The organism is Flavobacterium sp. TR2, assembly GCF_025252405.1.
Taxonomy (GTDB): domain Bacteria; phylum Bacteroidota; class Bacteroidia; order Flavobacteriales; family Flavobacteriaceae; genus Flavobacterium.
In genome coordinates this window covers 2,662,067-2,683,658 of record NZ_CP104307.1, presented here as the reverse complement: position 1 = coordinate 2,683,658, position 21,592 = coordinate 2,662,067, and the positions used below count along the sequence as shown (strand labels likewise).

The 21,592-nt window shown below is 35.0% G+C and carries 21 protein-coding genes; 16 read left to right on the top strand and 5 right to left on the bottom strand.

Features of this window, described 5'->3' with window-relative positions:
- Window positions 1-94: 94 nt before the first annotated feature.
- From N4T20_RS11830 to guaA, 4 genes are all read right to left on the bottom strand, one after another.
- Window positions 95-496, bottom strand: coding sequence for an OsmC family protein (locus N4T20_RS11830; protein ID WP_260669359.1), 402 nt, complete (start codon window positions 494-496; stop codon window positions 95-97).
- On the bottom strand, window positions 496-2,571 hold the full coding sequence (locus N4T20_RS11825) for a LysM peptidoglycan-binding domain-containing protein (RefSeq protein WP_260669358.1): 2,076 nt from the start codon (window positions 2,569-2,571) through the stop codon (window positions 496-498). Before N4T20_RS11825 ends, N4T20_RS11830 begins: the two co-directional genes overlap by 1 nt.
- A 94-nt stretch (window positions 2,572-2,665) precedes the next feature.
- A complete protein-coding gene (locus tag N4T20_RS11820; RefSeq protein WP_260669357.1) occupies window positions 2,666-4,576 on the bottom strand; it encodes a LysM peptidoglycan-binding domain-containing protein in 1,911 nt (636 codons plus the stop codon).
- 63 nt (window positions 4,577-4,639) lie between these two features.
- Window positions 4,640-6,169, bottom strand: coding sequence for a glutamine-hydrolyzing GMP synthase (gene guaA / locus N4T20_RS11815; RefSeq protein WP_260669356.1), 1,530 nt, complete (start codon window positions 6,167-6,169; stop codon window positions 4,640-4,642).
- 709 nt (window positions 6,170-6,878) lie between these two features.
- Between guaA and N4T20_RS11810 the strand changes: the two genes are divergently transcribed.
- Window positions 6,879-7,406: a hypothetical protein gene (locus N4T20_RS11810; protein ID WP_260669355.1), complete on the top strand. Its 528-nt coding sequence runs from the start codon at window positions 6,879-6,881 to the stop codon at window positions 7,404-7,406.
- Window positions 7,407-7,547: 141 nt separating this feature from the next.
- On the opposite strand, the gene N4T20_RS11805 is transcribed toward N4T20_RS11810, so the two are convergent.
- Window positions 7,548-8,261 (bottom strand): hypothetical protein, encoded by a 714-nt coding sequence (locus N4T20_RS11805; RefSeq protein WP_260669354.1) that lies wholly within the window; start codon window positions 8,259-8,261, stop codon window positions 7,548-7,550.
- Between the two features lie 294 nt (window positions 8,262-8,555).
- Here N4T20_RS11805 and N4T20_RS11800 point away from each other — a divergent pair, with 294 nt between their 5' ends.
- The 15 genes from N4T20_RS11800 (at window position 8,556) to N4T20_RS11730 (ending at window position 21,559) form a co-directional block, all read left to right on the top strand.
- A complete protein-coding gene (locus N4T20_RS11800; protein WP_260669353.1) occupies window positions 8,556-9,476 on the top strand; it encodes a J domain-containing protein in 921 nt (306 codons plus the stop codon).
- Window positions 9,473-9,778, top strand: coding sequence for a chaperone modulator CbpM (locus tag N4T20_RS11795; protein ID WP_260669352.1), 306 nt, complete (start codon window positions 9,473-9,475; stop codon window positions 9,776-9,778). The genes N4T20_RS11800 and N4T20_RS11795 overlap by 4 nt, the downstream gene beginning before the upstream one ends.
- A gap of 145 nt (window positions 9,779-9,923) precedes the next feature.
- The gene (locus N4T20_RS11790) at window positions 9,924-10,304 is read left to right on the top strand and encodes a RidA family protein (protein WP_260669351.1); all 381 of its coding nucleotides are present in this window, start codon (window positions 9,924-9,926) and stop codon (window positions 10,302-10,304) included.
- 96 nt (window positions 10,305-10,400) lie between these two features.
- Entirely contained in the window at window positions 10,401-11,645 is a 1,245-nt protein-coding gene (locus N4T20_RS11785; RefSeq protein ID WP_260669350.1) for a voltage-gated chloride channel family protein, read from the top strand.
- 97 nt (window positions 11,646-11,742) lie between these two features.
- A complete protein-coding gene (locus tag N4T20_RS11780) occupies window positions 11,743-12,747 on the top strand; it encodes a DHH family phosphoesterase (RefSeq protein ID WP_260669349.1) in 1,005 nt (334 codons plus the stop codon).
- An 8-nt stretch (window positions 12,748-12,755) separates the two neighbouring features.
- Window positions 12,756-13,412 (top strand): gliding motility-associated peptidyl-prolyl isomerase GldI, encoded by a 657-nt coding sequence (gene gldI / locus N4T20_RS11775; protein ID WP_260669348.1) that lies wholly within the window; start codon window positions 12,756-12,758, stop codon window positions 13,410-13,412.
- 15 nt (window positions 13,413-13,427) lie between these two features.
- A complete protein-coding gene (locus N4T20_RS11770; RefSeq protein WP_260669347.1) occupies window positions 13,428-14,504 on the top strand; it encodes a peptidylprolyl isomerase in 1,077 nt (358 codons plus the stop codon).
- A 30-nt stretch (window positions 14,505-14,534) separates the two neighbouring features.
- Window positions 14,535-15,662 carry a peptidylprolyl isomerase gene (locus N4T20_RS11765; RefSeq protein ID WP_260669346.1) on the top strand — a complete coding sequence of 376 codons (1,128 nt, stop codon included), beginning with the start codon at window positions 14,535-14,537 and terminating at the stop codon, window positions 15,660-15,662.
- A gap of 222 nt (window positions 15,663-15,884) precedes the next feature.
- On the top strand, window positions 15,885-16,784 hold the full coding sequence (locus N4T20_RS11760) for a DMT family transporter (RefSeq protein ID WP_260669345.1): 900 nt from the start codon (window positions 15,885-15,887) through the stop codon (window positions 16,782-16,784).
- An 87-nt stretch (window positions 16,785-16,871) separates the two neighbouring features.
- Window positions 16,872-17,228, top strand: a complete 357-nt coding sequence (locus tag N4T20_RS11755; protein WP_260669344.1) for a DoxX family membrane protein — start codon at window positions 16,872-16,874, stop codon at window positions 17,226-17,228.
- A gap of 25 nt (window positions 17,229-17,253) precedes the next feature.
- On the top strand, window positions 17,254-17,961 hold the full coding sequence (gene aqpZ, locus N4T20_RS11750) for an aquaporin Z (protein ID WP_260669343.1): 708 nt from the start codon (window positions 17,254-17,256) through the stop codon (window positions 17,959-17,961).
- A 36-nt stretch (window positions 17,962-17,997) separates the two neighbouring features.
- Window positions 17,998-18,237, top strand: a complete 240-nt coding sequence (locus N4T20_RS11745) for a GlsB/YeaQ/YmgE family stress response membrane protein (protein ID WP_260669342.1) — start codon at window positions 17,998-18,000, stop codon at window positions 18,235-18,237.
- 126 nt (window positions 18,238-18,363) lie between these two features.
- Window positions 18,364-19,191, top strand: coding sequence for a sterol desaturase family protein (locus N4T20_RS11740; protein WP_260669341.1), 828 nt, complete (start codon window positions 18,364-18,366; stop codon window positions 19,189-19,191).
- A gap of 121 nt (window positions 19,192-19,312) precedes the next feature.
- Complete coding sequence (locus tag N4T20_RS11735; RefSeq protein ID WP_008462445.1) at window positions 19,313-19,591, top strand: DUF2805 domain-containing protein; 279 nt, start codon at window positions 19,313-19,315, stop codon at window positions 19,589-19,591.
- Between the two features lie 111 nt (window positions 19,592-19,702).
- Entirely contained in the window at window positions 19,703-21,559 is a 1,857-nt protein-coding gene (locus N4T20_RS11730; protein ID WP_260669340.1) for a peptidase M61, read from the top strand.
- Window positions 21,560-21,592: the final 33 nt, after the last annotated feature.

Here is a 21,592-nt window from a genome sequence, read left to right as displayed (position 1 = left end):
CGTTTATTTTTGCTATACATATTCCGTGTCTCCAAAGCTTAAAAAAAAGGAGTTGCCTTTTTTTAAGACAACTCCTTTACTATTCAGTTAAGAATTAGTTCCAGTTGAAACTAATTTTCTTTTCAATTTCACTGCTTAAACTTAAAAAAACTGGACAAGTCATTGCAGCACGCTCCAAAATTGTTTTGCTCTTTTCGTCAGCGTTGCTTTTCATTTGAAATACAATCTCGATTGCTCCAATTCTTCTTGGCTCTGCATTCATAATTTTAGTTACTTCTGCTGTAGAACCAACAAAATCAACTTCTAAATCGCGGGCTTTGATTCCCATAATAGTCATCATGCAGCTTGCCAAAGCGTTTGCTACTGTATCTGTTGGAGAAAATGCTTCTCCTTTTCCGTTATTATCTAATGGTGCGTCAGAAATGATTTCGCTTCCTGACTGCACGTGAATCGAACTTGTTCTTAAATCTCCTAAATAGGTTACTTTTGATGTCATTAATTTGCTACTTTTAAAGTTAAGTCACTATCATAATATAAGATGTACACCCCTTTATTAGCGTGTCCGCCATCTTCTTTTCTATAATATTGAAATTTATTATCTACCTGCTGAGTTGTCATCAAATCAGCTGTTTCTTGGAATGTTTTTCCTTGCATTAAACGCATCATCGTATCAAACGTTACGTCAAATCCTCTTGTTGCGTAAGTCGTCGGATTTGCTTTGTTTTTCAAGCGATATTGCTTTTCATAAATTAAAACTGGCTGCTCATCGCTTTCACGAGTTACAGAAGGATACATTAATTTTAGTTTTACCAAATTATCAAAAACAATTTCGTCTGTATCCAATGTGCTATTCGGCTCTAAAATCACCAATTGAACCTGACACGTTTTTTGAGAATCGAGCATCGCTTTTATCGTAGCTTTTACCATCGCTGTATTACCTGTTTCCATCACAACATAATTCATTCTGTTTGGTATCAGCAAGCTCTTCAAATTGGCAACGTCCAAACCGCCAGTTTCAGTCAGAGACGCAAATGCAACCCCTTTCTGATTTTGTTTGATATAATTAATTACCGACTCTTTTTTCTTATCGATTACTGCTACAATATTTCCGTTTTTAGAACGCATATAATCAAAAACTGCATTTCTGATCACATCATTTGAAGGTATTGTTTGGTACAAATTATCAATAGGATTTGCGCTATCTTTTGACAAAGGTGAAATTACAGGAACATTATACGAACGGAGCATACTTGCAGCCGTTTCTGCGTTACTTTGGTAAAATGGTCCAATTACAGCATCTGCATCTTGAAGTTTCTGAGTCAAACCTACAACATTCGAAGTCGTTTTTGTTTCTTGCGAATCGTAAATAGCAACATCAATTGGCAATTTCAATGTTTTTGCAGAATCAATCGCCATCAAAGCTCCAGAATAAAAATCTAAGGTCATATTTAAGAACTTATCATTTTTAATTCTGTTAGCAGTTCCCGAAGTATCGCTTTGCACTTTAGCCAAATTAAAAGGAAGCAATAAAACTACTTTTTTACGTTCATTAATACCTCTTTTTTTGGTTAATTCTACAATTTCTACATTTTCATTTTCCGTTGATTTTACTTTATCAACAATCTTAATTCCTCCGCCAGAGCTTTCTACTGATTTACTTACCGAAGAATCGGCAGGTTTTTCAGCAGGCACTTGCGCAGCTATAATAGGTGCAGGAGCTACATATCCAGCAGGCACTTTCAAAACCATTCCTTCTTTTACTCCTTCAGAAAGTGACGGATTTAATGCCAATAATTCGTCTTGCGATAAATGAAAAACTCTACCTAAACTATAGAAAGTTTCTTTCGGTTTCACCTGATAATCCATATACGTTACCGCTTTTTTAGAGGATTCAGCAGGCTTCTTGCTTTCAGCAGGTTTTGTAGCTTCTGTTGCAACGTGTTCTGTCTTTGGTGCAGTCCCTTTTATTGTAAGCCTGTAACCAACTGGCAAGCTCGAAACAATATCCGGATTGCGTTTTTCTAATTCTTCTACAGTCATATTGTACTGTTTTGCAATTCCAAATTTTGTTTCTTTTGGCTGAACGTCATGGTAAACATATTTTTCGGCACCTTTTTCTTTAGCAGGTTTTGCAGCTGTTTTTGGAGCCGATCCTTTTGCTGGAATAACCAATTTCTGTCCAATCTGAACGCCTGTCTTCTCCAAAAACGGATTTGCTGCTTTTAAAGCTTCGTCAGAGATTCCGTATTTTTTCTCAATGCTGTAAAACGTCTCTTTTGGCTGCACTTCATGAATAATCTCTTTTCCTGAAACCGCTGCAGTTTTAGCCTCAGCAGCTTCTTTTTTTGCCTCCCCTGTTTTAGTTGGAATCAACAGCACAGAATTTGGCACCAACCCTGTTCTTGCGTCTGGATTAAGTTGATAAATATCATAAGGCGTAACCTTAAATTTTTGAGCAATCTGATTAATAGTTTCACCGCTTGACACTTTATACTTCACCACTTTTTCCTGAGAAAAAGCACTTGAACTGATAAAGAATACAAGAGACAATAATGTTAAATAGTATTTCATAATATGGCTTAAAACAATTTAATTTCTTAATTTAAAAATATCTCACAGAGTTGCTAAAAGCAAAATTCGAGCCGTTTGTTATTTCAATCGAAAATCATCTCAAATCGATTTCTACTTTGGCAATTAAGATTTCTTTATATAACTCATCTTCTTCTTTTTTCTTGCATTTATAAAGCACTTCTTCCATGTTTTCGAATTTATCGCTGTAAACATAGTAGGAAAGACTGTTAATATTGAAAAAGAAGCTAGCGTTAAAATCTCCAGAATCAATGAGTTTCATAATAAGCTTATCTCGGTCAACTGCGTCTGTAAATATACCCAAAACTAAGTAATACCCGTTCGAAACTTCTCGAAGATTATCATAAACTTCTACTTTTACTGTTTTATCGGCCCTTAACGGATTGTCTTTCAATTCTTGTTTCATTTCTTCCAGCGAAATTATTTTTGAATTTTCAACAGTATTGTTTTTCTTCTGTTTTTTGACTGCTTCATCCTGATATTTTTTCAGTTTAATCAAAGCCAGTTTGTCATCAAACTTTCGAGCTTCCATACTATAATAGGAAGCCTTGCTGATGTGTCTTTTTACTTCAATTTTTTTCTGAATATCCAGCGAATCCATTTTGGCTATTAAAAGCTGGTTTTGCACATCCCCTTTTTGCTGCTCATCTTTATAACGCTTAATTTCTTCTAATGATAAACGCTGCTGCAAAGGTTCTGCATTGGCCTTTTTCTCGCTTTCGCGAATTTTCTTCTTGTATTCCTGATTCTCCTCAACAGCGATTTTCTCCACTTTATTCATCAAGCCTGCATAAACTTTTCGGTTTTCTGCCAATTCTTTCTTCAATTGAGAAGACAGTTCATTGGTTTTATTGATGCCTTCAAAAGATTGTTTCTCTAATCTTTTTGATTCTTCAACATTTAGAATGTCCATTCGTTTCAATTCTTTCAAATCATCATTCATTGCCACAACAAGCGAATCTAATTTTGCCATTAAAACATCCTGCACATTTTTATTGGCTTCCAAAACCAAACGCAATTTTTCAACCGAGTTTTCTTTAGAACCATTCATATCATTCAGATTCACTTTTAAATCATTAATCTTGATAATTTTCTGATTCATTTCTTTCTGAACAACCAAACGGTCTTTCAAATCTTCTATTTCAACTGTTTTGGCTTTTGTTTTTTCAACCACAACCTGTTTTTCGGCCAGAGCCAGCATCAATTCTTCGCTTTCATTTGCTGGTTTTATCTCTTTGGTATTAATAGCCAATTTGTTTCCAACAATTAATCCGTTTACAATTTCAGGATTTTGAGATTCTAATTGATCTATTGAAATTCCGTATTTCTTGGCAATCGAAAACTTGGTTTCCTTTGGTTCAACGACATGAAAAACCGTTTCCTGATTGATAACACGAACTCTTCCGTCCAATGTTTTTCTTTTGTTTGGAATCGAAATCGTCTGACCAATCTGCAATCCATTAATTAAAATATCTTTATTGAGATTTTCTAAATCCTGAACCGAAACATTGTACTGTCTCGCAATGCTAAACAAAGATTCTTTAGCCACAACTTGATGTGTCGTTTTTGAAAGAACCACATTTTCTGTTGGAGAATGATCTGAATTTTGAGGAATAATCAGTTCTTGACCTATTTGAAGTCCGTTGGCAAGAGTTTCCTGATTGGCTTTCTGAATGGCTTCTACAGAAACCTGATATTGTTTAGATAAGCCAAACAATGTTTCTTTTGGCGCAACAATATGGGTTCGCTGCTTTGAAACCGTGTTTTCTAGGTTGTGAACTGGAATCTTTAAAACCTGATTGTCTTTGATTCCGTTTTGCGATTCGGGGTTGAGTTTGTAAATCTCATCGATAGAAACCTTATACTTTTGGGCAATAAAATAAGCGGTTTCACCTTTTTGAATCTTGTGCTCGATAATTGAATCTTGCGCAATTATTTTGTTAAAAGACAAAATAAACACAAGAGAAATTGTTAAAAGTTCTCTCATAAATAGTAGGTTATAAAAAATTAAGGCCTTACAAATGTAAGACCTTAATTTTAAATTATGCTACTATTCCCACTCAATTGTTGCAGGTGGTTTTGAACTAATATCGTAAACTACACGATTCACACCTTTTACTTTATTGATAATATCATTAGATACTTTCATCAAGAAATCGTAAGGCAAATGAACCCAGTCAGCAGTCATACCATCTGTTGATTCTACAGCTCTAAGCGCCACTACTTTTTCGTACGTACGCTCGTCGCCCATAACACCAACAGAGTTTACTGGAAGCAAAATTGCTCCAGCCTGCCAAACTTTATCGTATAATCCCCAAGACTTTAATCCTTCGATAAATACAGAATCTACATCTTGCAAAATTCTAACTTTCTCTGGAGTAATATCTCCTAAGATTCGAATTGATAATCCCGGTCCTGGGAAAGGGTGTCTTCCCAGCAATTCAGGATCTATTCCTAATGTAGCTCCTACTCTTCGCACTTCGTCTTTGAAAAGCATTCTAAGCGGTTCTACAATTTTTAATTTCATATAATCTGGCAACCCACCAACATTGTGGTGCGATTTAATTGTAGCTGATGGCCCTTTTACCGAAACAGACTCGATAACGTCTGGGTAAATAGTTCCTTGCGCCAACCATTTTACGTCTTCTAATAGGTGCGATTCATCATCAAAAACTTCGATAAATACACGACCGATTGTTTTACGTTTTGTTTCTGGATCACTGATTCCTGCTAATTCGCCAAGAAAACGATCTCCCGCATCTACACCTTTTACGTTTAATCCCATTCCTTTGTATTGGTTCAATACATTTTCGAATTCGTTTTTACGTAAAAGACCGTTATTTACGAAGATGCAATATAAATTTTGTCCGATTGCTTTGTTTAACAAAACTGCTGCCACTGTCGAATCTACTCCTCCAGATAAACCAAGAACTACTTTATCATTTCCTAGTTTTTCTTTCAATTCTGCTACCATTTCATCAACGAAAGCATTTGGAGTAAAGTTTTGAGGAACTTCAGCAATTTTTACTAAGAAGTTTTCAAGCATTTTCTTCCCATCTGTAGAATGGTAAACTTCTGGATGGTATTGAATTGCATAAGTCGTTTCGCCTTCAATTTTGTAAGCAGCAAATTCTACATCATGCGTGCTGGCTAATTTTACAGCATTTGTTGGAAGAGCTTTGATACTATCGCTATGGCTCATCCAAACTTGGCTATTTTCTGAAACTCCTTCAAAGAAAGTTTCGCCTTCTTTAATATAAGACAAGTTTGCTCTACCGTATTCTCTTGTATTAGAAGCAGCTACTTCACCACCGCTGAAATGAGCCAAATATTGTGCTCCATAACAAACGGCAAGCAAAGGCATTTTGCCTCTAATTTGTGATAAATCAGGATGTGGCGCATCTTCTCCTCTTACAGAGAAAGGGCTTCCTCCTAAAATTACGGCTTTATAACTTGATAAATCACTTGGAATGTGATTGTAAGGAAAAATTTCGCAGAATATATTTAATTCGCGAACTCTACGCGCAATAAGCTGAGTATATTGCGATCCGAAATCTAAAATAAGTACGTTGTGTTGCATGCGCAAAAATACTTTTTATATTCGAAATTGAAAAATCGGAACGTTGAAAAAATAAATATTTTTTTTCAACGTTCCGATTTTTAGGATCAAAGGCTCAAAGCGACAAAGGTTCAAAGGTTTACAAAAAACACCAAAGACTATTTGCTTTGTTCCTTTGAACCTTTGCATCTTTGAACCAAGAAAAAAATATTTTTTTTCAACGTTCCGATTTTTAGGGTCAAAGGCTCAAAGCGACAAAGGTTCAAAGGTTTACAAAAACAACAAAGATTATTTGCTTTGTTCCGTTGAACCTTTGCATCTTTGAACCCAGAAAAAAATATTTTTTTTCAACGCTCCGATTTTTAGGGTCAAAGGCTCAAAGCTACAAAGGTTCAAAGGTTTACAAAAACAACAAAGATTATTTGCTTTGTTCCGTTGAACCTTTGCATCTTTTAACCCAGAAAAAAATATTTTTTTTCAACGCTCCGATTTTTAGGGTCAAAGGCTCAAAGCTACAAAGGTTCAAAGGTTTACCAAAAACACCAAAGACTATTTGCTTTGTTCCTTTGAACCTTTGCATCTTTGAACCAAGATTTTTTTTTTCGGTGTAGATTCTAAGATGCTATCCCGAACCGTCGGGATAGAATCTTAACAACTTAGTATCTTCGCAAAAAAAATCCAAACAATCCAAAAATTCGTATTTACGAAAAAAACAAATTTTAAATTAACTATGAAATCAAAAATTATTGCCTTGACTGCTTTTGCATCAGTCTTTTTCTCTTCTTGTAACACGGTTGATGATTTATTGACATTTACCATTTCGAATAATGCTTCGATTAAAATTCAAAGCACTTCTCCAATCAATCTGCCTTCGGAAATAATCACTCCAGATGTTACAACCAATTCTTCGGCTGAGTTTGAAAACAATAAAACAAAAGCAAGTCTGGTAAAAGATGTTAAAATCAGATCGCTGAAATTATCCATTACTGATCCTTCTGACAAAACTTTTACGTTTTTAAAATCGGTTCATCTGTATATTTCGACATCAAATTCAGATGAAATCGAATTGGCTTATTTAGACAACATCAATGCATCCAGCAACACAATCGATTTGATTTGCACCGATCAAAAACTAGATCAATACATTAAAGCAGACAGCTATAAAATAAGAACCAAAGTAACCATAAAAGAAACCTTAACAAAAGATGTTACGGTAAAAGCAGATATGAAGTTTAAGGTGACTGCGGATCCGTTTTAACTTTTTAGGTTCAAAGGGCCAAAGCAGCAAAGGTTCAGAGATTTATACTGCAACTCAATAAAAAAGGTTCAAAGGCAAACGAAGTATAAAAACTTTGTCCCTTTGAACCTTTGTTACTTTGAAACTAGCGCTAAAAGCGCTCTATTCTTTCGTCACAACAATAGACGCCTTAAATCCTGCGGCCAGATTATCCCAATAATCATTTGTTACGAGATTGCCTTTATCGTCATAGACTTGTATCTCTGCTGTGTTTCCTCCTAGCGTACCTATATTTAAGGCTTCAAAATCTAATTTGTTAAAGCCTTGCGTAAGATTAATTTTTACTTGCTGGAAATTAGAATCCAATAAAATTCTGTCGCGGATTACATTATCATTCGAAGAAACCTTAACCAAATCTCCGTCAATTGCTCCAAAATCACGGAACTTTACAATAAAATATTCCGATTTGGTTTTAAAATCTCCTAACGAGATATTTCGCTTTACCAAAACGCCGCGTCCTTCTCTTAAACCAGCATCTTTTAAAGCTTTATCTAAATCTTTCTCCATTTTAGCCACATATCGATCGCCTGGATTGGCAAAATCGGTTTCTGTAGACATTGTAAATTTACTTTTCTCTTCTCCAATCTGAAACTTTGATTTTGGAGTTATAGTCGTATTTTCAAAGACATTTGGAGTTTTAATTGCCGGCATATCATTAAATTCTGCCAACGGATCTTTGGATTGAGGAATCGGAGTCTTTTTAGGCTTTGCCGTAAACTTTCCACCTGAAATAGTTTTGAATTTTGTATTAGACTCGATTTGGGCTGATACAGACAGTGCAGTAAAAAATAATATGAAAAATAAAATGTGCTTCATTGAAAAAAGGATTATCGAATCGGCCTTTATAATTAATATAAACCAAAAGTCTAGCATCACAAAAATAGTATAATTTACTTACTTGCTACAACTTTAGGAGTTTTATAACATATAATTAAGCTAATTTTTGGAATCAAAAAACCTGCCAAGATTTCTTATTTCATAAAAAATAAATTTCAAGTTCTATATTTTACAAATTCAAAAAAATCATATTATAAAAACATACAGCATTTTGATTATTAACAACTTATTCTTAACTTCAAGACTTTATTTTACCATTTAAAATCTCAGAAAATGGATTATATCGATTATTATAAAGTATTAGATGTTACCAAATCTGCAACCGAAGCAGACATCAAAAAAGCATATCGAAAACTGGCAAGAAAATATCATCCCGATCTCAATCCGAATGATAAAGAGGCTGAAAAAAAATTTAAGGAAATTAATGAGGCAAACGAAGTCTTAAGCAATCCTGAAAATCGAAAAAAATACGACAAATACGGAAAAGACTGGAAACACGCTGACGAATTTGAAAAGGCAGGTTATGATCCTAATCAGCAGCAAAGCAGACAGCAAGGCGGTTACCAATATTCTGAAGGCGATTTCTCTGGTTTTGGTGGAGGAGATTTTTCGGGCAGCGATTTTTCAGATTTTTTTAATTCGATGTATGGCGGAGGCAGAAGCAGATCGCAGTCCAAATATAGAGGTCAGGATTTTAATGCCGAACTGGAATTAGATCTTAAATCTGCTTACACAACACACAAACAAAATTTGACCGTAAACGGAAAAAACATCCGAATTACGATTCCTGCGGGCGTTGAAAACGGACAGATTATTAAGATTCCAAATCATGGCGGACCTGGCGTAAATGGCGGACCAAACGGAGACTTGTACATCACATTCATAATTTCGAATAATTCAGATTTTAAACGAGAAGGAAATAATTTATATGCTGATGCTCCAATTGATCTGTACACGGCAGTTCTAGGCGGAGAAACGTACATAAATACTTTTGACGGAAAAGTAAAAATCAAAGTTCCTGCAGAAACACAGCCGGGGACAAAAGTAAAATTGAAAGGAAAAGGCTTTCCTGTTTACAAAAAAGAAAATCAGTTTGGTGATTTATACATCACTTACACTATAAAAATTCCAACAAAGCTGTCGGATAGAGAAAAAGAGTTATTTGAAGAACTAGCAAAACTAAGAAAATCATGAAAAATAGAAATTTAATCCAGATCAAACAGTTTTGTATCTACCACGAAATTGAAAATACCTTCATAACCGAACTTAATAACTATGGCCTCATTCATATTATAACAGAAGAAAATGAAGGATATTTGGAACCCGAACAGCTCCCAACAATCGAAAAAATGATACGTATGCATTACGATCTTAAAATAAATCTGGAGGGGATTGATGCCATTGCAAACCTTTTGAATAAGATTGAAACCTTACAGCAAAATTTGAATACGGTGCAAAACAAGCTTCGTCTTTATGAAGAAAAAGAAACCGAATAAAATATCACAAAAAAGCTTGATTTCTGAATTGATTTCAAGCTTTTTTTTATCGCACACAGAAGCATAATTCTTAAATTGCGGCTACTTTAATTAACCTGAATTTGCTTTTAAAACCGTATAGACAAATTCGCAAAAATTATAAAAAATGAAAAGAGAAAATATCTTAACTGGATCACCGTGGGAAGACAAAATGGGATATTGCCGTGCCGTAAGAATTGGCAATATTGTTGAAGTTTCTGGAACTGTAGCCATTGTTGACGGCGAAAAAGTAAAAGCTGATGACGCTTATGCTCAAACGTATAATATTTTGGAACGAGTAGAAAAAGTTTTAGAAGATTTGAATGTAGGCATGAAAGACGTTATTAGAACAAGAATTTTCACAACAGACGTTTCTACTTTCGAAGAAGTGGCCAGAGCACACTCTGCTTTCTTTAAAGATGTAAAACCAACTACAGGATTTTACGGAATCAGCAAATTGGTTGCTCCAGAATATTTGGTTGAAATCGAATTTACAGCTGTAGTATAATAGTTTTTTGCCACGAATTCACGAATTGTTTTTTATTAAAAAGAATCCAATTCTTTAAATTTGTGAATTCGTGGCAAAAAAATCACTCAAATCTTAATGACTACTCAAAATACAAAACAATTCCTGCTTTCACTTCCTAAATGGATTCTTATCTGTGTTTTAGTCGGTATATTTTCAGGTTCTGCATCTGCTTTCTTTTTAGTTTCTTTAGAATGGGTTACACAATTTAGAATTCAGCATGACTGGATTATTTGGCTCTTGCCTTTCGGCGGATTTTTGGTCGGATTGAGTTACTACTATTGGGGAGAATCTGTTGCAAAGGGAAACAATCTTTTACTTGAAGAATACGAAAACCCTAAGAAAGTCATTCCCTTTAAAATGGCTCCTTTGGTTCTTTTAGGAACATTGCTTACACATTTATTTGGAGGATCTGCAGGACGAGAAGGAACGGCAGTTCAGATGGGGGGCGCAATTTCCGATCAATTTGCCAAATTCTTCAATCTTGACAATTCAGAACGCAGAATTTTAATCATTCTCGGAATCAGTGCCGGATTTGCTTCTGTTTTTGGAACGCCTCTCGCAGGAGCTATTTTTGCTTTGGAGGTTTTATACTTCAGTAAAATTAATTTTAAAAGCATTCTGCTTTCTTTTCTAGTGGCTTACGCTGCTTATTTTACTGTAGAATTCTGGGAAATAAAACATACCCACTACAGCATTCCAACTATTCCCGAACTTAGTTTAAACAATATTATTTTTACCCTAATTGTTGGCATTTTATCAGGATTTGCTGCCTTATTATTTTCCAGAAGCACTCATTTTTGGGGTTCTCTTTTTTCAAAAAGCATTAAATATCCACCGCTTCGTCCTGTAATTGGCGGAGTCGTTTTAGCCATTGCCATTGCAGGTTTAGGATTTACAAAATTCTCAGGATTAGGCGTTCCTGTTATTGTTGATTCCTTTTCAAATCCTAGCCAATGGTACGATTTTCTGCTAAAAATTTTATTTACAGGATTCACACTAGGAGCTGGTTTTAAAGGCGGCGAAGTAACTCCTTTATTTTTTGTCGGAGCAACTTTAGGAAGCGCTTTATCAACAGTAATTCCGATGCCCATTGCACTTTTAGCAGGAATCGGATTTGTGGCTGTTTTCTCTGGCGCGACCCACACTCCTATTGCCTGTACGGTTATGGGAATGGAATTATTCGGAATTGCTCCTGGAATCTTCATTGCAATCGCCTGCACAATTGCGTATTTCTCTTCTGGTTCTGTTGGAATCTACAAATCTCAGATTGTAAAAGGCGCGAAATATAAATTATACCAGAGGTTAAACTCCTATTTTTAAAACTACAAAATCCAAATTCCAAATTTCAATCCTAACTGCCTTTTGAATTCTAAAATTATTTTCAGCATTACATTAAAAAAATGTAAATTCGCACACTATGAAAATACAAGATATTCAAGCAATTCAGTTATTGCTTGCTGCGCCAAAGAAAATCGCAATAATTCCGCACAGAGGACCAGATGGTGATGCCATGGGTTCTACTTTAGCTTTGTACCATTTTTTACTCAAAAATAATCATCAGCCAACCGTTATTTCTCCAAATGATTTTCCTGATTTCTTAGCTTGGCTTCCAGGTTCAGAAACTGTAAAAATCTATGAAAAAGACACTCAAAACTGTATTAAAATATTAGAAGAAGCCGAGCTTATTTTTACGCTTGATTTTAATGCTTTTCACCGCACTGGCGAAATGGAGCATACTCTCGCAAAACTTACTGCTCCGTTTATCATGATCGATCATCACGAGAAACCTCATGATTACGCGGCTTACACATACTCAGACACCTCGTACGGATCTACTTGCGAGATGGTTTATAATTTTATCAGCTTCTTGAATAAAAAAGAAGATCTTGACAAAAACATCGCCACTTGCATCTATACAGGAATTTTAACCGATTCTGGTTCTTTCCGTTTTCCGGGAACAACTGGAAATACGCATAGAATTATTGCCGAACTGATCGATTTAGGAGTCGAAAACACCCAAATTCCAGTCTTGCTATACGATAATAGTTCTTTTAGCCGTTTGCAGTTATTAGGCCGTGCGCTTCAAAACATGAAAGTTTTTCAAGAACATAAAACGTCTTACATGACGCTCACACAGGAAGAACTTGATTCGTTTAACTATGTAAAAGGCGATACTGAAGGAATCGTAAATTACGGATTAAGCATACGCGGAATTGTTTTTACAGCTATATTTATTGAAAACAAAGAAGAAAAAATCATTAAAATTTCTTTCCGTTCTCAAGGAGGATTTGATGTAAACCAGTTTGCAAGAGATCATTTTAATGGTGGAGGGCATATCAATGCTGCCGGCGGAAGGTCTGAAGCTTCTATGGAAGAAACAGTAAATAAATTTGAAGATTTAGTCAAAAAACTAAAATTATAGTCCAAATCATGAATTACCTAAAACTTAGCATTTACACTTTGCTTTTTGCTGTTTTCTTAAGCGGCTGCAAGCATCATGAAGAAGCCAGAAGACCTATTTCTAGAGCTTCAGGAACATTCATGAAAAAATCGGCTGACCGAAATAAAAAGTTAGTGGCAAACGAAGAAGATGTTATTAAAAAAATCATCAAAAGCAATCCGAAAGTAAAATACTACGCCACTCCAAAAGGGTACTGGTTTTGCTACGAAGAAAAGAATGCAGCAGAAACCACAGCACCTAGAAAAGGCGATATTGCATACTTCAATATGGAAGTAAAAGATATTAAAGGAAATGTCATTTATTCTGAATCTGATCTTGGTCCGCAAACCTATTATGTAGACAAACAAGACATTATGATGGGTTTACGCGATGGAATTAAGAGAATGCATAAAAATGAAACGGTTACATTTTTATTTCCATCGCATATGGCATACGGATATCATGGAGACAACAAAAAAATTGGCCCAAACGAATCTTTAATCGTTACCGTTACACTTAGAAATTTTGTTCCAGACCCAACGGCGCAAACAGCAAAACCAGCTTCGCAGTCGACACAAACTGTAACACCGAAACCTACTGTGGCAAAACCTGCAGTACAACCTAAAAAAGACACATTAACTCAATAAAAACAATATCTTAAAATGAAAAAAAGTATTTTATTATTACTAATAGCTGTAAGCTCATTTTATTCTTGTAAGGACGATCACAGTAATCTGCCAGATGGTTTATATGCCGATATCGAGACAAACAAAGGTCACATCATCGTAGAACTTGACTACAAAAAAGCTCCTATAACAGTAGCTAACTTTGTGACTTTGGCTGAAGGCAAAAACGAGTTTGTAACGCACGAAAACCTTAAAAAGAAGCCATTCTTTGACGGTTTAAAATTTCATAGAGTAATTGAAAGTTTTATGATTCAAACCGGAGATCCATTAGGAACTGGTTCGGGAGATACAGGATATAAATTTAAAGATGAATTCTCAGATTTAAAATTTGACAAAGCTGGAGTTTTAGCAATGGCCAATAACGGTCCTGGCACAAACAGCAGCCAATTTTTTATCACTCATGTCGAAACTCCTTGGTTAAATAATCTTCATACTATTTTTGGCCATGTTGTAAGCGCTAAAGATCAGGAAGTGGTAAACAAAGTAGTTCAAGGCGACAATATAGTTTCTGTTACTATTATTAGAAATGGTGAAGCGGCTAAAAAATTTGATGCCGTAAAAGTATTCCACGATTATTTTGCCGACATCGCAAAAGAGCAAAGCAAATATGCAGGAGTTCAAAAAGAAAAAGTAGATTCGTATGCTGCCTTAAAAGCAAAAGCAACAAAAACTGCAAGCGGTTTAGAATATGCAATTACAGAAAAAGGAAATGGCAAAAAACCTGCAGCCGGAAGCCAAATTTATATTAGCTACGCAGGTTTCCTTGAAAACGGAACTTTATTTGATACTAGCATTGCAGAAGTAGCAAAACAATTTGGAAAATATGATCCTGCAAGAGAAGCACAAGGCGGCTACCAGCCAATTCAATTTCAAGCTGGAAAAAAAGACGGTTTGATCCCTGGTTTTATTGAAGGAGTAGAACAATTGTCTTATGGAGACAAAGCAGTTCTTTTCATTCCATCTCACTTGGCTTATGGAGCAACTGGTGCTGGAGGCGTAATACCGCCAAACGCTAATATTATTTTCGAAATTCAGATTTCAGATAAACAATAGTTGAATTATAGACTTAAAAATTAAAAAGCAATGAAATTTAAATTTCTGTTTTTATTTTGCTTAGCAATAGTAAACATTCAGGCTCAAACTAAAAAACCTGCTGCAAAACCAGCAGCAAAGCCTGCAAGTAAAACTGCTGTAGCGGCCAATCCTAACGAAGGGATTTTTGCTACCATCTCTACTACAAAGGGAGATATTGTAGTTTCTTTAGAATATGTAAAAGCGCCCGTGACGGTTGCTAACTTCATCACTTTGGCAGAGGGCAAAAATCCTTATGTAAAAGTAGAGCGTTTAAAAGGAAAGCCATTTTATGATGGCCTAAAATTTCATAGAGTAATAAATGATTTTATGATTCAAGGTGGCGATCCGCAAGGAACTGGCGCTGGAGACCCTGGTTACTCTTTTAAAGATGAATTTGTTGGAGAATTAAAATTTGAAAAAGGCGGCGTTTTAGCTATGGCAAATTCTGGACCCGCAACAAATGGAAGCCAGTTTTTCATCACACACAAAGAAACTCCTTGGCTAAACGGAAAACATACGATATTCGGTCATGTAGTTTCGGGTATGGACAATGTAAATAAAATTGTTCAGGATGATATCATGAATAAAATTACCATTACACGCAAAGGAGCAGCTGCCAAGAAATTTGATGCAGTCAAAATTTTTAGCGATGAAATGAAAAAAGGAGAACTGCAAAAAGAAGAAGCTAAAAAAATTGTGGCTGCAAAAGCGGCTTATTTCAAAGACATGAAAGCTAAAGCTACTGCAACTGCTTCTGGATTGAAATATGTAATCACTCAAAAAGGCAATGGCGTTAAAGGCGCTGAAGGATCTACAATCTACTTTCACTATGCAGGATATTTTGAAGACGGCATCTTATTTGACAGCAGCATGGCTCAGGTGGCAAAAGCATACGGAAAATATGATGCTAACAGAGATGCCCAAGGCGGTTACAAAGCTTTTCCTTTTACAGTTGGCAAAAAAGACGGTATGATTCCAGGCTTTCTTGAAGCGCTTGATATGATGACAGACGGAGAAAAAGCAATTTTCTTCCTGCCTTCAAATTTAGCTTATGGTGAAAAAGGTGCTGGCGGAGTAATACCTCCAAATGCAACTTTAATTTTTGAAATTGAAACCTATCAAAATCAGCCTAAGTAATTGCTAAAGAGAAGATTTATTCTTTATAATCATAAAAAGCCATCAGAATTATTTTTTGATGGTTTTTCTTTTTCAAACATTTTCTTTTTTTAAAGAATCCTTAATTCATGGCCTTAAATTTAAACTTTATTGTCATTAAATCACTATTTTCAACATAGTACGATAGAATCCTAAACAAAATAGCTTACCTTTGCCGGCTTAATTTTTTAAAAATAATAATTTATGACGTCGCAAAATAATGTATTAAAAGGTGTTTTTCTTGTTGCTTTGGGAGCAACCACTTACGGAATGTTGGCCACTTTTGTAAAAATGGCTTATTCTGAAGGATACACAACTGCAGAAGTCACAACCTCACAATTTATTTACGGAATTCTTGGTATTCTTCTAATTAATCTTTTTCAACGCATTAAAAACAAAAATGCAGCCGTAAAAGCATCTCCTAAAAACATTTTCAATTTAATGCTTGCCGGAACTTCATTAGGAATGACAAGCTTATTTTATTATTTGGCCGTAAAATATATTCCTGTTTCTATCGGAATCGTTTTATTAATGCAAACCGTTTGGATGGGAGTTTTACTGGAAATGTTTTTAGAGAAAAAACTGCCCTCAAAGCAAAAAGTAATTGCGGTTTTTATAGTGCTGTTTGGGACCGTTTTAGCAACAAATATTATCAATAATGATATCGAGTTAGACTGGAGAGGATTAGTTTGGGGAATGCTGGCTGCAGCGTCTTTTACTACAACTATGTTTACTGCAAATCGTGTAGCTACAGAAATCTCTTCGGCGCAAAGAAGTCTTTATATGCTTCTAGGTGGCGCTATAATTGTTTTTTCGTTTGCTTTTGCAACTCAGGCAACTGCTTTCAATCTAGAAATTTTCCTAAAATGGGGAATTGTTCTATCGCTGTTTGGCACTATTATCCCGCCTCTTTTAATGACAGCAGGTTTTCCTCTAACGGGAATCGGATTAGGAAGTATTGTTTCTGCTCTTGAACTGCCAGTTTCTGTCATGATGGCCTATGTTTTATTAAACGAAAAAGTAATCTTTTCGCAATGGGTCGGAATTGTATTGATCATTCTTGCCATAATTATTATGAATGTAAATTTCAAGTTAAAAAAATAACTCTCAATAAGCATTATTAAAAAAAGTACATCTGTAATGCAATAATTGTTAATTTTTTTATAAATTCGTGATAAACAATTAAATATCATGATTTTACCTTGGCATTTATATTTAATGGCTTGCTTATATATTCTTGCTGGAATAAATCATTTTAGAAGTCCTGGAATGTATGTAAAAATCATTCCTCCCGCATTTAAAAACCCCAAATTAATAAATATTTTAAGTGGTGCCGCCGAAATCATTTTAGGCATCTTTCTAATCCTGCCTTTTTCGTCACATTTTGCTGCCTGGGGAATTATAATGCTATTAATTGCTGTTTTTCCTGCCAATTTGTATATGTTTCAAAATAAAAAAGCAGGTTTTGGTTTACCAAGATGGATTTTATTTGTACGTTTGCCCTTACAATTTGTTTTAATTTATTGGGCATACCAATATACATTCTAAACATTAACCATTAAATTATTTTATTATGAAAAAATTATTTGCAGAGTTTTTTGGGACTTATTGGCTTGTTTTTGGCGGATGCGGAAGCGCTATTTTTGCTGCTGGAATTCCAGATTTAGGGATCGGATTTGCGGGTGTTGCTTTAGCTTTTGGTTTAACGGTACTTACAATGGCATACGCTGTTGGCCATATTTCTGGCGGTCATTTTAATCCAGCGGTTTCTTTTGGTTTATGGGCTGGCGGAAGATTTTCTGCCAAAGATCTTATTCCGTACATCATTGCACAGTGTGTGGGAGCTGCTGCGGCAGCAGGAACTTTATACACGATAGCCTCAGGAAAAGCGGGTTTTGCAATAGACAATACAAAAGCCGGTGCCTTTGCATCTAATGGTTTTGGAGCTTTTTCTCCTGATGGTTATTCGTTACAGTCTGCCTTTATTGCAGAATTTGTGCTTACTTTATTCTTTTTACTAGTGATTCTAGGAGCAACTGATAAATTTGCAAACGGAAGATTTGCAGGAATTGCAATCGGTTTGGCTTTAACTTTAATACACTTGATCAGTATTCCAATTACGAATACTTCTGTAAATCCAGCGAGATCCTTATCCCAAGCTATTTTTGTCGGCGGGGAGCCATTATCTCAGGTTTGGCTATTTTGGGTTGCCCCTATTCTTGGTGCATTAGCTGCCGGGTTTCTTTATAAGACACTGCTTCAAAATCATGAAGAAGCATAATTAGAAGAAAGAAGTCAACTATCTCATCAAGAAAATATGGAATTTTTATACTTCTTACTTATAGGTGCCATTTCAGGATGGCTTGCTGGTCAAATCTGGAAAGGTTCAGGTTTTGGTTTACTTGGCAATATCATTGTTGGAATTGTAGGCGGATTTATCGGAGGATGGATTGCCGGAAAACTTGGTATTGGAGGCGGAGGCCTTCTGTGGCAGATTCTGATTGCTGTAGGTGGCGCATGGGTTTTACTATTTGTAATAAGCCTCATCAAAAAATAATAGCCAATTATTGGCGCACAATTTAAATCGAAAGAGAAAATCTGATATATTTATATTTGATTTTCTCTTTTTTTTTGGATCAAGATCGACAAAGAAACTTTATTTCAACTCAAATATTATTGTATTATGAACGAAATCATTTCTTACTTCAGTACGATTCCATCGTCGCACAGAAGCCTAATTCTAGTTGGCGGCATTACCATTTTTTGGCTTATCGAAAACAGTTTCCCTTTGTTTAAAATGCAATATAAAAAATGGCCTCACGCTGGGATAAACTTCTTTTTTACGTTCACGACTATTGTGGTCAATTTTATTCTTGCTTTTATTTTAATAAAAACTGCCGCTTGGACAATTGACAATAATTTTGGAATTCTGCAGTGGCTTCCTAAAATGCCAACTTGGCTCTATACCATAATTGGCTTGCTGCTTTTGGATTTGATTGGAGCTTACCTAGCCCATTTGGTAGAGCACAAAGTAAAAATTCTTTGGCAGTTTCATTTGGTGCATCATACCGACACTTGGATTGATACTACGACAGCAAACAGACATCACCCAGGAGAAAGCGTAGTCCGTTTTATTTTTACCACTTTAGGCGTTTTAATTGTTGGAACTCCAATGTGGATGGTTTTTCTATATCAGTCCTTATCGGTTATTGCTTCACAATTTAATCACGCCAATATTTCACTTCCAGAAAAGCTAGACGTTTTTTTAAGCTATTTTATTGTTTCTCCAAATATGCATAAAGTGCATCATCATTACGTGCTGCCTTATACAGATAGCAATTATGGAAATATCTTTTCTGTTTGGGATAGAATTTTTGGAACGTTCACCTATTTGCCCAAAGACCAGCTCGTATACGGTGTAGACACCCATATGCGTGCTGAAGAAAACAATCAATTGAAGAATCTCTTAAAAATTCCATTTCAAAAATCAAGATCCTTTAAAAACAGCTAAATTCTCTAAAAAAAGTGCACTTTACTGAAACAACTTATTATTTTTTTTTTTAATATTGATACAAGAATTGAAAATCAATCTATTAATAATTAACACCCTATTTTGAATTAATTTTCACGAGATGAAAAAGAGTAGCCGCAAAGAATTGACTCCGGAACAGACTGAAAGACTTGTTTCGTTAGCTTTAGAAGAAAGAAATCCATTTGAAATTATAAAAAAAGAATTTGGATTGGCAGAAAAAGAAGTCCTGGACATCATGAAAAAGAAAATGCCTCTTGAAAAATTTGAGATGTGGAAAAAGAAGGCAATTGCAAATAAACCAAAACCAAAACCAGTAAAAATAGATGATTTTGATGAAGATTTGGATGGAAAATATTATATCAAAAACAAATTAGACTAACATAAATGCTCCTGTTTTTCAGGAGTTTTTTTTTATTTTTAAATTTAATGTGATTTTTTAGTAACTTTTTGGTGTTTTTTGTGTCAAATATAATTAACTAAACATATAGAAATGAAAAAAATACTTTACACCTTAGCTCTAGCGGTTACTTTATGGAGCTGTAAAACAGGTAGCACTGGAGCCGCAAAAAGCAATATAGTTGAAGTGAATATCAATTTAACCGATGTTAAAGACGATAAAGTCTTAGTAACTGTGACACCGCCAGCTATAAAAACAGATGAAATTGTTTATAGCATTCCGAAAACTGTTCCAGGAACTTACTCAACAGACAATTACGGAAAATATTCTGAAGATTTCAAAGCATTTGATGCTAAAGGAAACCCGTTAACAGTAAAGAGATTAGGCGACAATTCTTGGTCTATCTCAAACGCAAAAGCATTAAAAAAAATCACTTATTTGGTAAACGACACTTTCGATACTGAAAAAGGAACTGGATTTGGAAATGATGATGTTTTCTCACCAGCAGGAACAAACATCGATGCAGGCAAAAATTTCATGGTAAATACTCATGGATTTGTGGGGTATTTTCAAGACAAATTAGATATTCCGTACAAAGTTACCATTACGCATCCTGAAACACTTTGGGGAGCAACTTCTATGACAGATCAAGATGCAAGCAATACTTCTGATGTGTTTACCACTTCTCGCTACGCTATTTTGGTAGAAAATCCAATTATGTATTCTAAACCAGATTACACTACTTTTAATGTAAACGGAATGGATATTTTAATTGCCGTTTACTCTCCTACTGGAAAATATACTGCAGAAAGCATTACTCCAGAGATGAAAACGATGATGACGGCACAGAAAAACTTTTTAGGAAAAGTAAATTCTACTAAAAAATATACTGTGCTATTGTACTTGTCATCTATGGCAAAAGACGATGCTCATGGATTTGGAGCTTTAGAACACCCAACGGCTACAACTGTGGTTTTGCCAGAATCTATGCCAAAAGAAAAATTGGTAGAATCTATGAAAGATGTTGTTTCTCATGAATTCTTCCATATTGTAACTCCATTGACTATTCACTCAAAAGAAATTCAGTTTTTTGATTACAATACACCGAAAATGTCTGAGCATTTATGGATGTATGAAGGTGTAACAGAATATTTTGCTAATCTTTTCCAAATCAATCAAGGTTTGATTAACGAAGCTGAATTCTACACTCGTATTGCCGATAAAATTCAGCAATCTAAGCAGTTAGACGATACAATGTCATTTACTGTAATGAGCAAAAATGTATTAGAACAGCCTTATAAAGACCAATACTTAAACGTATACCAAAAAGGAGCTTTAATCGGAATGTGCATAGACATTATCATTAGAGAAAAAAGCAATGGCGAAAGAGGCATTTTGGATTTAATGCATAAATTATCTGATGAATACGGAGTTGAAAAACCATTCAATGATGATGAATTATTTGCTAAAATCACTTCATTAACTTATCCAGAAGTTGGAGAATTTTTAAACAAATATGTGGCTGGAACTACTCCAATTCCTTACGATTTCTACTTGGCCAAAGTTGGTGTTACAAAAGCAATGGAGAAAAAAACAGGAAATCCGTTCATCAAAGGACAAACTCCATACATTACAGTTGATAAAGCAACCAAAGAAATTGCTGTTCGTCCAGATTCAGAATCAGTTGAATTCTACAAAAATCTGAATTTAAAAGCCGGCGATAAAATCTTAGCCGTAAACAATAAATCATACAATTTGGATAACATTTATGATTTGGTTACTGAGAGTGAAAACTGGAAAGATAATGATCCAATCACGTTGAAAGTAAAACGCGGCGGAAAAGAAGAAACTATTAAAGGAACCGTAAAATTACCATTCGAAGAAGCTGAAACTTTTAAAGCAACAGATGCTTCAAAAGAGAAACTTAAAAACGCATGGCTAAAAGGATAATTTCTTTTTACAGCATAAAAAAACCGACAAGTG